Source organism: Acetatifactor sp., assembly GCF_982438285.1.
In genome coordinates, this window is record NZ_CEWDFQ010000034.1 from 1 (window position 1) to 15,054 (window position 15,054).

Here is a 15,054-nt window from a genome sequence, read left to right on the forward strand (position 1 = left end):
CTTCGCTTCCTCTGCAGTATACACGGTTCCCCCGGCAGCTCTTGGAATCTGCGTCTCCTCCAGAATCTTATCAAACAGCTCCCTGTCCTCGGCAGCGTCCACGTCCTCTGCCTTTGTTCCCAAAATGGGCACACCCATTTTCATCAGGCTTTCCGTCAGCTTGATGGCCGTCTGTCCGCCAAACTGCACCACGGCTCCGTCCGGCTTCTCTATGTTGACAATGGACTCTACATCCTCCGCAGTCAGGGGTTCAAAATACAGCTTATCCGCAATGTCAAAGTCCGTACTCACAGTCTCAGGGTTGTTGTTGATGATGATGGTCTCATAGCCGGCCTTGGAAAAAGCCCAGGTGGCATGGACGGAGCAGTAATCGAATTCGATTCCCTGGCCGATGCGGATAGGGCCGGAGCCCAGCACCAGCACCTTCTTGCGGCCGCTTGTTTCCACCGCTTCGCTCTCTCCCCCGTACACGGAATAGTAATAGGGCGTGGAAGCCGCAAATTCCGCCGCGCAGGTATCCACCATTTTATACACGGCCACAATGCCGTTGTCATAGCGCATCTGTTTGATCTTTGCCTCAGAAATGTCCGTAAGCCTGGAAATCACATTATCAGGGAATTCAATGCGCTTTGCCTCCTTTAAAAGCTCCACAGTAAGAGGCCCCTTCTTCAGCGCCTGCTCCATCTCCACCAGAACCGCTATCTTATCGATGAACCAGATGTCGATCATGGTGATCTCATGGATCTCTTCATAGCTTACGCCCTTTCTGATGGCCTCCGCAATCACATAGATGCGCTGATCGTCCACTATTTTCAGACGCTCCTTGATCTCCTCGTAGGAAAGAGCGCTGAAATCATAGCTAAGCAGGCAGTCCACATGCTGCTCCAGAGAGCGGATAGCCTTCATCAGCGCGCCTTCAAAATTATTGCAGATACTCATCACCTCGCCGGTGGCCTTCATCTGGGTGGTCAGCGTCCGCTTTGCGGTGATAAATTTGTCAAAGGGCAGACGGGGAATCTTTACCACACAGTAATCCAGGGCAGGCTCAAAGCTTGCGTAGGTTTTGTGGGTAATTGCATTCTTGATCTCATCCAGGGTGTAGCCCAGCGCGATCTTGGCCGCCACCTTGGCGATGGGGTACCCCGTAGCCTTGGAGGCCAGGGCGGAGGAACGGCTCACTCGGGGATTTACCTCAATAACGCAGTACTCAAAGCTGGTGGGATGCAGTGCAAACTGCACATTACAGCCTCCGGTAATCTCCAGCTCATTGATGATATTCAGCGCAGAGCTGCGAAGCATCTGGTATTCCTTATCGCTTAAGGTCTGGGAAGGCGCCACCACGATGCTGTCTCCCGTATGTACGCCCACAGGGTCAATATTTTCCATATTACATACAGTGATACAGTTGCCCGCGCTATCCCGCATCACCTCATATTCGATTTCCTTCCAGCCGGCAATGCAGCGCTCCACCAGCACCTGGCCCACTCTGGAAAGGCGGAGGCCATTCTCCAGAATTTCCTCCAGCTCCTCCCTGTTATGGGCGATACCGCCGCCTGAGCCGCCCAGGGTATAGGCGGGGCGAAGCACCACAGGATAACCGATGGAATTGGTGAAATCAATGCCGTCCTGAACGTTTTCCACCACCTTGGATGCCGCACAGGGCTCGCCGATACGTTCCATCAGATCCTTAAATTCCTGACGTCCCTCGGCATTTCGTATGGTGGCCGCTGTGGTTCCCAGAAGCCTTACGCCGTGTGAGGCCAAAAATCCCGACTCCTCCAGCTCCATTCCCAGATTCAAGCCCGCCTGTCCGCCCAGCGTAGGCAGAATACTGTCAGGCTTTTCCTTTTCAATGATCTGCTCTAAAACCTTTACCGTGAGAGGTTCAATATATACCTTGTCCGCTATGTCCTTGTCCGTCATGATGGTGGCCGGGTTGGAGTTTACCAATATAACCTCCACGCCCTCCTCCTTCAGGGAACGGCAGGCCTGGGTTCCCGCATAGTCAAACTCTGCTGCCTGGCCAATCACGATAGGACCGGAGCCGATTACCATTACTCGTTTTACATTTGGATTCTTTGGCATGTTACTTCTCTCCCTTCATCATACTGATAAACCGGTCAAACAGATAACCGGAATCCTGAGGGCCCGGACAAGCCTCCGGATGAAACTGTACCGTGAAAATATTCTTGTTGGTATAAGACAATCCCTCATTGGTACCGTCGTTTACATTGATAAAAGCAGGCACCGCAACCTTTGGGTCCAGCTTGTCCGTATCCACCACATAACCGTGATTCTGAGAGGAAATATATACCTTGCCCGTGGCAAGATCCTTCACCGGATGATTGCCGCCTCTGTGTCCATACTTCATTTTGTGGGTATCCGCACCTGTGGCAAGGGCCATAAGCTGATGTCCCAGACAGATAGCAAAAATGGGAATCTCCGTATCATAAAGCTTTTTGATTTCCCTGATCACAGAGGTGCACTCTTTGGGGTCCCCGGGGCCGTTGCTCAGCATAATGCCGTCGTAATCCCCCTCTATGATCTCCTCTGCCGGTGTCAGGGCCGGATACACAGTGACCTCACAGCCTCTCTGGGCCAGAGAACGTGCAATATTTTCCTTCGCTCCAAGATCCAAAAGCGCCACCCGAAGGCCTGCGCCGTTTAATTCCCGCACCAGAGAAGGCCTTTTTTCTCTGACACCCCTCTCGTAGCTTATCCTGTCAAAGCGGGCAGCACCGGATAAGGGACCGTTCTGCTCCAAAACCGTTGTGGGCTCCACTGTATACTTCTCCTTACAGGTTACCCGCTCCACCACCTTCCCGGTGGTATATTCCTTCAATCTGGGAAGAATTTCTTCCAGACAATAATTTTCATTGGTGGTAATCATGCCATTCATGGTGCCTTTTTCCCGCAGAATCTTAGTCAGCGCCCTGGTGTCAATTCCTGCGATGCCGGGCACACCGTTCTCCTCCAAAAATGCCTGAATGGTACAGTCATTTCTGAAATTACTGGGAATGCGCGAAAGCTCCCGCACAATAAAACCGTCCGGCCAGGGCCTTGAGGACTCCATGTCCTCTCTGCAGATACCGTAATTGCCGATCAGCGGGTATGTCATGCAGACCGCCTGCCCTGCATAGGAAGGGTCTGTCAGCACCTCCAGGTATCCCGCCATGGATGTGTTAAACACAATTTCACTGATTACTTCCCTGTCCGCGCCGATGTGCGTTCCCTCAAACACGGTACCGTCCTCTAACACCAAAAATGCCTTCATACTCTACCTCTCTTTTCGTTCTCGCGCTTCCAAACGTTCTTTTGCATAATCGCTTCATTATATCACAAAAGGAATGCACGGGCAATACCCGGCTTTCCCTTAAAAAAGCCGCCCAGCTGCAAAAAAAGAACACGGCCTCCGGTCACCCGGCCCGAAACCGTATTCTTTCTTTCAAGCATTCCCAAGCTTAGTACATCCACCGGTAAAACTCCGTCCAGCCATGCACAGCCATGGAATCCTCATACTCGGAAAGCAGAATTTTCTTCCAGGGTGACGGCGAGCCGTCAGGGAAATCAATAGCTGCCTGCCTGTTTTTCACACCGTTCATAGTGTAGTCATCCAGAGTCACTTCCACCGTGCCAAGCTCCGTGTCAAAGGAGGTTTCATATAAAACGGCGTTTTCCTCCAAAGCCGTCATCAGCCCTTCCTCCTCCATGCCAAAGGCCTTGAAAAAGTCCGCAATGGTAAAGCAGTTATACTTCTCCGCGTAATCTGCAAAGCCTCCCACAGGCGCAAGCCCCCCGGAAGCATCCTTCACAGTCCCAAAGTCAGTCACCACGCTGTCAAGCTCTGTATCCGAATAGGAATAGTAAGTATAAATCTGGCTCCCGTCCACAGTGCCCCTGAATTCCAGATACATGCTGTCATAGCTCTCTCCGGTTTCCAGATCCCAGCTGTCTGTATCGGTAAAATACAGCTCTACGCCTCCTTCCAGGGTCTGTGTGCCTTCATTTTCCACACCCTGGCTTAGTCTGTAGGTATCCGCAGCCTCTGCGCTGTTAATGTCCTCAAAGGCATGCTCCGACTGGTAAGGAGCATACACAAATTCCGTAAAAGGATCGGACATATCCGGCTGAAACGCCTCTTGTACCGTTTCCAGGGAAGCAGCTGGAACTGTTTCCGAAACAATGCCGTCAGCTGCTCCATCTGCGGCTCCCTCTGTGGTTGTCTCATCAGAGGCTGCTGTCTCATCAAAAGCCCCAGACTCCGCTTCTTCCGTCACCTGCGCTGCCGCCGCTTCGGATTCCCCGGACTGGCCGTCACCGCCGCAGGCCGTCAGGAAAGCCGCTGTCATCACAGCCGTCAAAAAAATGGGTAACGCTCTTTTCATCCTCATTCCTCCCAGCTTTATCCTTTTTCTATCGTTTAGAAAACTATACAGCAACGTATGTTTTAAGTCAATCCCCATTTATTTGTCCCCGATTCCTCCTTGCAAAATGGTGCGCCCGGGAGTACACTGAAGCTGAATACGCAGCAATTACAAAAGGGCTTATGCGGCAGAATGAGAGGAAAAAATGGAAAAGACACGCAAAATATATTATGAGGATATTCATCAGACAGAATTTGAGGCCAAAGTGCTGGAATGCGCCGCCGAGGAAAAAACAGGGCGGTACCGGATCATACTGGACAAGACGGCCTTCTTTCCGGAGGAGGGCGGGCAGGTGGCAGATGCAGGCTTTCTGGACGGACAAAAGGTTCTGGATGTACAGATTCAGGACGATATCATCTATCACTATACGCAGGCTCCCCTTCCCGAGGGACACACCGTCAGGGGCCGGGTAGACTGGGCACAGCGCTTTGATTTTATGCAGCAGCACACCGGAGAGCACATCCTGTCCGGACTGGTAAATACGCATTACGGCTATGACAATGTGGGCTTTCACCTGGGGCTTTCGGAAGTGACTCTGGATTTTAACAAAAGCCTGTCCCTGGAACAGCTGCGGGCCATTGAAGTCCAGGCAAATCAGGCCGTATGGGCCGACCTGCCTGTGCATGTGTCCACCCCTTCTCCTGATGCCCTGTCCCAAATGACTTACCGCAGCAAAATTGCATTGGACAAAGACGTCCGCATTGTGGAGATTCCCGGCGTGGATATGTGCGCCTGCTGCGCTCCTCATGTGGAATCCACAGGGCAGATCGGATTGATCAAAATTACCAGCGTCCAAAGCCACCGGGGCGGCGTCCGGGTGACGATTCTCTGCGGAAACCGGGCGCTGTCAGATTATACCCAAAAGCAGGACACCGTCTCAGAAATCTCCGCGTTGCTCTCCGCCAGGCCGGAAGGCACCCCCCAGGCCGTAAAGCGGCTGCTTTCAGAAAATGCCGCTCTTAAGGCCCGTGCAGGACAGCTGCAGGCAAAGCTTCTTTCCCAGCAGATAAAGGACCTCCCCTCGCCAAAGGAGACAGACCATGTAGTATTATTTACAGGTGATCTGGACAATATCGCCCTGCGAAATGCCGTAAATACCCTCACAAAAGATTATCCCGGCTTCTGCGCCATTTTTGCAGGAGATGACAAATCAGGCTACCGTTATGTCATCGGCAGCGCAGGCAGGGACTGCAGAGAGCTGGCCCAGAGACTTGGTCAGCGCTTCCAGGCCAAAGGCGGAGGCAGCGCCCCCATGGTTCAGGGAAGCATTTCCGCGCCAGAGTTGGACATCCGGGCATTTTTCCAATAGTCCCCCCAAAAAAACGGGCCCGCCAGCACCGTTCTCTCAACAGACAGACTTCTCCCATGCCGCACCATCACACTCCATCTCACCAGTGTCAATCTGCCCCCTTCTATCTCCATGGCCGTGATTCCTCTTGGGTGCACGCAGCTTCCGTCATTGAGATAAAAGCTTTCCCCGGGATCGGGCAGCCGGGGCCTGTGCGTGTGCCCGGCAAGAACCAGTATCTGATTTTTGCCTGCAAAGCGGTCCAGCCTCCGCTCCGTCTTTTTTCTCTTTTTATAATTTTTTGCCGCGCTGGTGGGATCATACACACCGAAAAGCTCCAGCGGCCGCCATACGAATCTTACCAAAAATGCTGTCAGGGGCCAGAGAATATCGTTCATTAAGTCCCCCTGATGACCGTGCAGCAGCAATATCTCATGTCCTGAAATCCGATCCTTAAGCAGAATACTTTCCCGGGCCTGTATGTGGCGGAACAATTCCTTTTGGCAGTCCTCACTGTCACAGTAATATTGACTGCAGTGCGCCCTGAGAAACTTTCCCTTCCTTTTTTTGCAGTCATGATTTCCATACAGCATCCGGAAACGCCCTTCTGCGTGAAAGCAGGCCATCAATTCAAAAACATCGCTGTGAAAGTCCACAATCCGGTTAAGCTTCTTGTTTTCCCACAGCTCATCCCCGTCGCCCAGCTCTATATAAGAAAATCCCAGGTCATAATAATACCCCAGGGCCGCCAGAAATATATTTTGATTGGGCAGAAAATTGTCTCCTCTGTTTCCCACGCCCCTGTGGCAGTCGCTCATACATACCAGTCTGCTTCCCTTATCTATCCAAATATGCTCTGCATGTTGGTACGCCTCCTTAAGTCTTTTGTTCATCCTCTTTTTCTCCATTTTTCATGGCGTTTTCTGCACCGGCACAGCTTCTTCGGCGTACATTTGACGCCCATTTTTATGATTGTGCGGTACAAAAGCGGAAAGCAGAGCGCAAGGTAACTGATTCTGTCCAGGGTGCTGCAAAAGGGTCTCGTGAGTCTTAAATAGCGCCTGCAGTTTCTGCGGTTTCGCCTGTTGATCCGCCGCAGACTCCGTCTGGAATAAAGTCCGGGCTGGCTGCTCTTTGGCCTGTCAAAGGAAAAATAGACCCAGGTCTGTTCCACCCGGATCTCCCTGGGACTGTATCCAATCCGCCTAAGCCCCTCGTAAAAGGCCTGGCACATCTGTCTGTCAGGAAACCCGATACCAATTTCCATTCGCAGCTGGCTGCACTGGGAAAACATCCCCACCACAAACCCGGTGAGCCACCAATGGATACAGCTTCTTCTCAGAATAACCTCCCCGTCCTGATACAGCACAAACCGCATGGGAAGCCGTTCCTCGTCGCTGGCGCATTCGTAAAAGAGCGTTTCCGGAGGAAGGGAGACTTCACCTCTGTGAACATAGATACCAATCTCCGCGCCTGTGGTACAGCCATACTGTCCTTTCCAGAATTCGATCAGGTAACGCTTTTTATTATAGCTGAAGTACACCGGCTCACATTCAAACACCATGTTCATGGAAGGAGCCGCCTCATCAAAAAAGCGGCAGTACCCCATCTGCCTCTGCCAGCAGTACATCCTGGAGCTTACTGTATCGTCGCAGCCGTTATAGCAAAATCCAAACACGGAAAGGGCTTCGCAGAGCTTCCCGCTTTTTTCTTCCGTACTCATCCTGCAGACCTTTTTTTCTGCCCATTTTCTTCGAACACAGAAAATCAGGAAAAGCAAAAGAAGCAGCAAAATCAACACGCCCAGGCCAATATAAAAATACCTCATGAAATACCTGCCAAACAAATCATTTGGTATATTGTATTCCATGAGGTATCTTTTCGTACTGATTTACATAAGCTGTTTTTTCTTTTTATGCCTTACGAAATGCACGGCTTAACGCTTTGGACACCGCGCCGCCGGCAATACAGGTCAAGGGCATTTCCAAAAGACCGTTGATTCCCGCAAGGGCCAGAATGAAGGCAAACACATTCAGATTCCCCAAAGAGGCGTTCATATCCTGCAGATAATCCGAATTGCCAAAGCAGATCATCAGCATTCCCATGAAAAACAGCGTATTCATAAATGCCCCCAGAAGCGCTGCTGCAAAATAAGACACAGTTTTTGTCTTGTCCACCTTATACATGGCCTTAAACAGCACACCACTTAAATAACCCATAAGGGCCCTGGTAGGCACACACACCACAAAGGTAAGAACGGGATTTATATTTAAAAGTGCCGCTCCAAAAGCACTCATGCCGAAGCACTGGTAAAAGCTCGTAAGCCCAAAGGCCAGTCCCAGAACGGCCCCGCAGCCCGGCCCCACGGACATGGCCCCAATCACCACCGGAACTGTCATCAGGGAAATTTCCAGGCCCCCGGTCCTCAAGTACCCAAGCGGTGTGATCGCCATGATCAGAATAATCGCTATGAGTACAGCCATTTGTACCATCTCAAGTGTCTTCTTATTCTTCATTTTTTGTCTCCTTCTGCGCATTTTGCGCTGCTTTTTTATTTACTATTATTCCTCCAAAAAGCTGCAGAACCTGCAGCAGGGAGGATATAATGTCTTTAATTTCTGGAGCATTTCTCAGCGTCAATGGCCAAAACCACCATGAGCGCCAAAAGAGCGTTCTCTCCATCCGGTACCTCTATGGTGTAGGTGTCTGTAAAATTCCATATCTCCTTATTGATGGAAGCCACCCTTGCCCCGTCTGCAGCTTTGATAGAATAATCCCATTCCAGGAAATTTCCTTCCACCTGCCATCCGTTGCATTCCACCCGGTATTTGGGAGAGAAAAAGGTAAGCTCCTTGGTAATAACTCCCAGATTTCGTTCGCCTGCCCACAATTCAAATTTGGGAAGCCATGTAAGCACTACTTCTTTTACCGTTCCCACATGCACCCCGTCATGATTTAAGATATGCAGGCAGTGCCCCCAGGCAAGCTTTCCCTCCACCGTAAACAGTATCCTGCCCTGTTCGTCGTAAACGTCATAGGAGTCCAGCCAGGAAAAAAGCCTTTGCTTAAACAACATTTTCATAGGTCAGTCCCCTTTTCCGGTACGCATCAGCTCACGATACCATTTCAGGGAGGAAAGATATGCTTCCGTCACCTCATCCATTCCAAGATTCTGCAGAATCATCAGCCTGGATACCTCCTGCCAGTTTGCTGTCTCATACTGCTCCACAAATTCCAGCACCGGAGCAAGCTTCCCCTTCCGGTAAATCAAAGCATCCTTGATTTCTCCCACCACATGCACAATATCCAGAGCCTCTTCCATGGGCTTCTCCAAAATTACGTCCAGCACCGAAAAAAGACCCATCAAAAACAGCTCATCCTTCTTCAAGGCCAGCTCAAAAATCGGCGCCAGATTTTCCGCAAACTTTGCCCGCAGCAGGGAAAGTCTTGTGATCTCATTGGGCTTGTCGGCATAAAGCACGTTTACCACCGCCGTATTGATCCATTTTTTCAGCTCCCGCTGTCCCAGCATGGCCGCCGCATGCCGGATGGAGGTTATCTCGGAATTGACGGCCATCCTGTTAACCATTTTCAGCAGAGAAATGGTTAACGCCGTGTCTCGGCTGATAATATCCGCAGCCTCCGTCAGCTCAAAGTTATTATTGTTCACCGTGTTGAGCAGCTTGATATAATTTACCTTAAGAGGTGCCACATCTGTCTGTCCCTTTGTGATGGGCACCCGGTAAAAGCTGCCCTCGTAAAGCTCATAGCCCCCCGTTGCCTTCAGCTTTTCAAAGGTCTCCTGAGAATCAATGTTTCCGGCGCAGAGCTTTACCCCGGGATACAGCTTTCCGAAATAAATTTTTGCCTTTTCGATAGCGATTCTGCGGTTATTTAACAGTACATAATCCATCAGTCTGAGAATGGGCCTGTAGGCTTCAAATTCTGAGACATTCAGCTTTCTGATGGCCAGCTTATAACCCTTATTCTTTAACTCCTGCAGACGGTTCACATACATTTCCACAGGGGGAATGGTGTTATCAATCAAAAGCACGATCCGCTCATGGGGCGCGTCACACTCGCTTTCTATGTCAACAAACACAGAAATATTTGTGATCGGCACGAAAACCTCCTTGTCATCCGACAGCGTTTCAATGCCCATGCTTTGTATTACTTCAAGCCCCTCTATTCTGGCCGCGCCGTCATTTCTCCCTGAACCCAAAAGCATAGGATTCAAAAGAAAATTGTCCTTTTGGGAAAAAATGGAATAAGCCCGCACCGCCATATTTTCATCAAACATAGGAATCAATGCAACCAACATATATACTCACCCCAACGATGACTGTCTATCGCCCTTTCTTAAGTAGTCTTTTGTCTCACTGAAAATATGCCACTCCTGACTCGAAAATCCTCATGTCCTGCTCCCCGTAAATATTCATGGCCACAGCAGCGTCTCTTCTCTCAGAATGAGCCATTTTGCCAAGAATCCTTCCATCCGGGGAGGTGATTCCCTCCACAGCCAGGTAGGAACCATTTACATTATATTCCTCATCCATGGATACATTGCCATCCATATCCGCATACTGAGTGGCAATCTGGCCGTTTGCCAACAGCCTTTCTAACTGCTCCTTAGGCGCTACGAAGCGGCCCTCCCCGTGGGAAGCCGGATTACAGTAAACGCCTCCCAGCTTTGCCTCCCTGAGCCAGGGGGAACGGTTGGATACCACCTTAGTGTATACCATCTTGGAAATATGGCGGTTAATGGTGTTGAAGGTCAGCGTAGGAGAATCCTCCTTCTGTCCCACAATCTTTCCCCAGGGCACCAGCCCCAGCTTAATTAACGCCTGAAAGCCGTTGCAGATTCCAAGAACCAGTCCGTCCCTTTCCTCCAAAAGCTTTCGCACCGCCTCCTTCAGCTTCTCGTTGCGGAAAGCCGTGGCAAAAAACTTCGCGCTTCCATCCGGCTCATCGCCTGCGGAAAATCCGCCGGGGAACATAATGATCTGCGCCTGGCCGATGGCTTTTTCAAAGACCTCAACGGAATCTCTGATATCCTCGGGGGTCAAATTCCGAAATACCCTTGTCTCCACCTCTGCGCCAGCCCGCTCAAAGGCTTTTGCGCTGTCATATTCACAGTTGGTTCCGGGGAAAACGGGAATAAACACCTTGGGCTTTGCCACCTTATGTCTGCACACATGAACGCTGTCTGCCATAAAGCAAGGACTTTCCACGGCTTCCTTTCCCTTCTTTGCTTTGACAGGAAATACCTTTTCCAGCCGCGAACCCCACGCCTCCAAAGCTTCATCCATGGAAATGCGCACATCGCCATATACAAATTCCGGCTCCTTTGTAACTGTGCCAAGCACCGTATAATCCAAATCCATTTCATCTAACAGAGAAAGCTTATCCGCCGGAATCTCAGCCAAAATATCTCCCAGCCCGTTTGCAAACAAATCATCCGTGGTCACATGACTTTCTATCGTCACACCCAGCTTATTTCCAAAGGCCATCTTGGAAAGCGCGGCAGCCGCCCCTCTGGCGTCCAGCGCATATGCGGACAATATAACCTTCTTTTCCATCAGCTGATGAATGGCGCCATACAGCTGTGCCGCCTGCTCATACATGGGAATATCGAAATCGTCCTTATCAATCTCAAAGCACACCAGCCTGCTGCCCGGCATTTTCAGCTCAGGCGTTATGATATCGCCGTATTTTGCCACATCCACCGCAAAGGAAACCAGGGTAGGAGGCACGTCAATCTGATTGAAGGTGCCGGACATGCTGTCCTTTCCTCCAATAGAGGGAAGCCCAAAGCCGATCTGAGCGTCGTATGCCCCTAAAAGTGCCGCAAAGGGCTGGCTCCAGCGCTCAGGGTCTGAGGTCATCCTGCGGAAATATTCCTGGAAGGTAAAGCGGATCTTCCGGAAATCGCCGCCTGCCGCCACAATCTTTGCCATGGATTCCATCACCGCGTAAACTGCTCCATGGTAGGGACTCCAGGAGGACAAAAACGGGTCAAAACCACAGCTCATCATGGTGACGGTATCTGTCTTTCCCTTCAAAACAGGGAGCTTTGCCACCATGGTCTGCGTCTCCGTAAGCTGGTATTTGCCGCCGTAGGGCATCAGCACGCTGGCTGCGCCGATAGAGGAGTCAAACATCTCCACAAGCCCCTTCTGAGAGCATACATTCAGATCGTTTAAAAGCGCAAGCCAGGCAGCTTTTACATCTCCCGCCTCAAGCTGCTTTCCAACCTCCTCCACAGCCCATTTGTCAAAATAGTTGTCCTCCTTGGAAGGAATGTCCACCTTTACAGAGGTTTCCTGATGGGCGCCGTTGGTGTTTAAGAAGGCTCTCTTGAGATCAACAATCTTCTTTCCCCTCCATTTTAATACCAGTCTGGGGTCCTCTGTCACCACAGCCACAGGCACCGCCTCCAGATTTTCTTCCCCGGCATAGCCAAGAAAGGCCTCCACATCCCCGGGCGCCACCACTACTGCCATACGTTCCTGAGACTCAGATATCGCCAATTCTGTTCCGTCCAGACCCGCATATTTTTTCGGCACCTTATCCAAATCCACCAAAAGTCCGTCCGCCAGCTCTCCAATGGCCACTGACACACCCCCTGCGCCAAAGTCATTGCACTTTCTGATGAGGCGGCTTACCTCCGGGCGGCGGAATAATCTCTGTATTTTTCTCTCGGTGGGCGCATTTCCCTTCTGCACCTCTGCACCGCAGGTTTCAATGGAGCTTTCCGTGTGCACCTTAGAGGACCCCGTTGCACCGCCGCAGCCGTCCCTTCCGGTACGTCCGCCCAGCAGAATAATCACATCGCCAGGGTCCGACGAGGCACGGATTACATTCTTTCTGGGCGCGGCCCCCATAACCGCTCCAATTTCCATTCGCTTTGCCACGTAATCGGGATGGTAGATTTCCTTCACATAACCGGTGGCAAGTCCGATCTGATTGCCATAGGAGGAATAGCCCGACGCCGCTCCCCGCACCAGCTTCTTCTGGGGCAGCTTGCCCTTTAATGTCTCCGACACAGGAACGGTAGGGTCTGCCGCTCCCGTTACGCGCATAGCCTGATAGACATAGCCTCTGCCGGAAAGGGGGTCTCTTATGGCCCCGCCCAGACAGGTAGCCGCTCCGCCGAAGGGCTCAATCTCCGTAGGGTGGTTGTGCGTCTCATTCTTAAAGAACACAAGCCATTCCTCCACACTCTTTTGGCCGTCATAGTCCATTTCCACCGGCACCACCACGGAGCAGGCGTTGATCTCGTCCGATTCCTCCAAATCCGCAAGCTTTCCATCCTTTTTGAGCTTGCGCATGGCAATGAGCGCCAAATCCATCAGACAGACAAACTTATCCTCCCTGTCCCCGAAAATCTCTTCTCTGGTGTCCAGGTAGCTCTGATATGTAGTCTCAAGGGGAGAGCGGTAATACCCTTCCCCAAATTCCACATTCTTTAACTCCGTAGAAAAGGTTGTGTGACGGCAGTGATCTGACCAGTAGGTGTCCAGCACCCGGATTTCCGTCACCGTAGGATCCCGTCTTTCCTCGTCGTGAAAATATTTTTGGATATGCAGAAAATCCTTGAAGGTCATTGCAAGGCCCAGAGAATCATATAACTCTCTGAGCCGCTCCTCCTCCAGATTCTGAAAATCGTTGAGTACAGCCACATCTGCCGGCTCATCAAACACAGAAACCAGCGTATCCGGCTTTACCATATCCGTCTCTCTGGAGTCCACAGGATTGATGCAGTATGCCTTGATCCTGGAAAATTCCTCTTCATCCATATCGCCCCTGATCAGGTAGGTGACCGCCGTTTTAATGATGGGCTCTTCATTTTCGTCCAGAAATTTCACGCACTGCACCGCGGAATCCGCTCTCTGGTCAAACTGTCCCGGCAGATATTCCACAGAAAACACTCTGCCGTCTTTTGGAATCTCTATGGTCTCCTCATACAGGCAGTCAACGGGCGGCTCGGAAAACACGGTTTTACAGGCTTGTGCAAACACTTCATCCGAAATATTTTCCACATCATATCGGATAAACACCCTCACCTCTTTAGTGTCTATGCCCAGATAATTTTTCAGCTCCTCATGCAGCTCTTTCGCCTTGACCGCAAAAGGTTCCTTCTTTTCTACATAGATACGTCTTACGTTGCCCATGCTGAATCCTCCAAAAGTAAAATATGTTTTATAATACACCGAATTCCACGTTCGCACAATGGAAAGCTGTTACGGTTCTTCTTCTAACTCCACCCCAAGCCCTCTCAGGATAAAAAAAATCTCCCGGTCTACTGCCTCCGCCTTAATGCCAATGGTCTGGGCGGATATTTTCAGCCCTTCCAGCACAAACATAATGTTGCGGGCCGTTCCCCTGCAGTCCTCACAGTAAAATTCACCGTTCTCCACGCCGGCCTCAATGAGCTTTTCGATGATTTTCACCGCAGAATCAAACTGCTTCTTGAGAATATTATCCTTCTTCGGCAGATCGTGCTCAAAATAAAATTCATAAATGGCCTGGGTAAGCGTATCCTTTTTTCGCAGAAGCTCTTTTTTCTGTTCCTTAAGAAACAAAATCAGAATGTCCGCCGCGGTGGCGTCCTCCGCGATGCTGTCGGAAAACACATCGTCCGCCTCCTCGGTTTCCAGCCGCATAACCTCCATAAATATCTGGCTTGTGCTGTCAAAGTACAAATACAGCCCGCCCCGGCTGATGCCGCAGGCTTCCACGATATCCTTCATAGTCACTTTTTTAAAGCCCTTCTCCACGAACACTCTTCTGGCCGTTTCCAAAATATATTTCTTCTTCTGTACCGATTTTTCTCCCATTCCCGTATTCCTTCCATCAGCAGTCAAAGGGCTTGTCCCAGTATTCTATGATCTCCTTCATCTTCTCCAAAACAAGGAAAAAAATCCCCTCAGAAACAGCCTGGCTCCAAAGCACAGCCTTGGTTCTGCCGCCCAGCACGTAATAAGAGAGAATTCCTTTAAGGACGTCCCAGTCCCTCCAGCCCGCTCTCTTGATGAGGCGTCTTTCGTCCTCATGGCTCTGTATCCGGTTGCGGGTATATATGTAACGGTAATTGCGGTCCATAAGAGACGAACCCGACACCTCTTTTATAAAGCTTAAAAGCGTTGCATCGTACACCGGAAAGGCGATGGAGTGCGCCCCGATATCCTGTCCCCGGTAAATAGAGCTGGCCTGTGTGCCCGCACTTTTTTCCAGCCAGGGCAGATAACGAAAAAGCGGCATTGCTGCCCGCTTATACTCCTGCAAAAGCCGCTGCCGATATTCTAAAGAGTCCTCCATCACTGCACCTCCCATTAAAAC

At 50.8% G+C, this 15,054-nt stretch carries 12 protein-coding genes; 1 reads left to right on the forward strand and 11 read right to left on the reverse strand.

Features of this window, described 5'->3' with window-relative positions; all coding sequences use genetic code 11:
- The 3 genes from carB to AC1WIP_RS03105 form a co-directional block, all read right to left on the reverse strand.
- Positions 1-2,085 (reverse strand): carbamoyl-phosphate synthase large subunit (gene carB / locus AC1WIP_RS03095; RefSeq protein WP_481140431.1); only part of this gene is annotated, 2,085 nt, incomplete at its 3' end.
- Between the two features lies 1 nt (position 2,086).
- Positions 2,087-3,274, reverse strand: a complete 1,188-nt coding sequence (locus AC1WIP_RS03100; protein ID WP_481140432.1) for a carbamoyl phosphate synthase small subunit — start codon at positions 3,272-3,274, stop codon at positions 2,087-2,089.
- 187 nt (positions 3,275-3,461) lie between these two features.
- Positions 3,462-4,385 (reverse strand): hypothetical protein, encoded by a 924-nt coding sequence (locus tag AC1WIP_RS03105; RefSeq protein WP_481140433.1) that lies wholly within the window; start codon positions 4,383-4,385, stop codon positions 3,462-3,464.
- Between the two features lie 184 nt (positions 4,386-4,569).
- Here AC1WIP_RS03105 and AC1WIP_RS03110 point away from each other — a divergent pair, with 184 nt between their 5' ends.
- Positions 4,570-5,733, forward strand: a complete 1,164-nt coding sequence (locus AC1WIP_RS03110) for an alanyl-tRNA editing protein (RefSeq protein WP_481140434.1) — start codon at positions 4,570-4,572, stop codon at positions 5,731-5,733.
- Here AC1WIP_RS03110 and AC1WIP_RS03115 read toward each other — a convergent pair.
- The 8 genes from AC1WIP_RS03115 to AC1WIP_RS03150 form a co-directional block, all read right to left on the reverse strand.
- Complete coding sequence (locus AC1WIP_RS03115) at positions 5,682-6,605, reverse strand: metallophosphoesterase (protein WP_481140435.1); 924 nt, start codon at positions 6,603-6,605, stop codon at positions 5,682-5,684. The genes AC1WIP_RS03110 and AC1WIP_RS03115 overlap by 52 nt on opposite strands.
- Entirely contained in the window at positions 6,602-7,540 is a 939-nt protein-coding gene (locus tag AC1WIP_RS03120) for a DUF4474 domain-containing protein (RefSeq protein WP_481140436.1), read from the reverse strand. The genes AC1WIP_RS03115 and AC1WIP_RS03120 overlap by 4 nt, the downstream gene beginning before the upstream one ends.
- Positions 7,541-7,625: 85 nt before the next feature.
- The gene (locus tag AC1WIP_RS03125; protein WP_481140437.1) at positions 7,626-8,228 is read right to left on the reverse strand and encodes an ECF transporter S component; all 603 of its coding nucleotides are present in this window, start codon (positions 8,226-8,228) and stop codon (positions 7,626-7,628) included.
- 95 nt (positions 8,229-8,323) lie between these two features.
- On the reverse strand, positions 8,324-8,794 hold the full coding sequence (locus AC1WIP_RS03130) for an LURP-one-related/scramblase family protein (RefSeq protein WP_481140438.1): 471 nt from the start codon (positions 8,792-8,794) through the stop codon (positions 8,324-8,326).
- Between the two features lie 3 nt (positions 8,795-8,797).
- Complete coding sequence (locus AC1WIP_RS03135; protein ID WP_481140439.1) at positions 8,798-10,033, reverse strand: EAL and HDOD domain-containing protein; 1,236 nt, start codon at positions 10,031-10,033, stop codon at positions 8,798-8,800.
- 55 nt (positions 10,034-10,088) lie between these two features.
- Positions 10,089-13,886, reverse strand: a complete 3,798-nt coding sequence (locus AC1WIP_RS03140) for a phosphoribosylformylglycinamidine synthase (RefSeq protein ID WP_481140440.1) — start codon at positions 13,884-13,886, stop codon at positions 10,089-10,091.
- A gap of 69 nt (positions 13,887-13,955) precedes the next feature.
- Positions 13,956-14,552, reverse strand: coding sequence for a TetR/AcrR family transcriptional regulator (locus AC1WIP_RS03145; protein ID WP_481140441.1), 597 nt, complete (start codon positions 14,550-14,552; stop codon positions 13,956-13,958).
- Between the two features lie 16 nt (positions 14,553-14,568).
- A partial coding sequence (locus AC1WIP_RS03150) for a hypothetical protein (RefSeq protein WP_481140442.1) occupies positions 14,569-15,054 on the reverse strand: 486 nt, incomplete at its 5' end.

What these genes read in the sequence shown, in the direction of transcription:
- AC1WIP_RS03100 (WP_481140432.1), bottom strand. Translation starts at nt 3,274, where the DNA reads ATGAAGGCATTTTTGGTGTTAGAGGACGGTACCGTGTTTGAGGGAACG.
- AC1WIP_RS03105 (WP_481140433.1), bottom strand. Translation starts at nt 4,385, where the DNA reads ATGAAAAGAGCGTTACCCATTTTTTTGACGGCTGTGATGACAGCGGCT.
- AC1WIP_RS03110 (WP_481140434.1), top strand. Translation starts at nt 4,570, where the DNA reads ATGGAAAAGACACGCAAAATATATTATGAGGATATTCATCAGACAGAA.
- AC1WIP_RS03115 (WP_481140435.1), bottom strand. Translation starts at nt 6,605, where the DNA reads ATGAACAAAAGACTTAAGGAGGCGTACCAACATGCAGAGCATATTTGG.
- AC1WIP_RS03120 (WP_481140436.1), bottom strand. Translation starts at nt 7,540, where the DNA reads ATGAGGTATTTTTATATTGGCCTGGGCGTGTTGATTTTGCTGCTTCTT.
- AC1WIP_RS03125 (WP_481140437.1), bottom strand. Translation starts at nt 8,228, where the DNA reads ATGAAGAATAAGAAGACACTTGAGATGGTACAAATGGCTGTACTCATA.
- AC1WIP_RS03130 (WP_481140438.1), bottom strand. Translation starts at nt 8,794, where the DNA reads ATGAAAATGTTGTTTAAGCAAAGGCTTTTTTCCTGGCTGGACTCCTAT.
- AC1WIP_RS03135 (WP_481140439.1), bottom strand. Translation starts at nt 10,033, where the DNA reads ATGTTGGTTGCATTGATTCCTATGTTTGATGAAAATATGGCGGTGCGG.
- AC1WIP_RS03140 (WP_481140440.1), bottom strand. Translation starts at nt 13,886, where the DNA reads ATGGGCAACGTAAGACGTATCTATGTAGAAAAGAAGGAACCTTTTGCG.
- AC1WIP_RS03145 (WP_481140441.1), bottom strand. Translation starts at nt 14,552, where the DNA reads ATGGGAGAAAAATCGGTACAGAAGAAGAAATATATTTTGGAAACGGCC.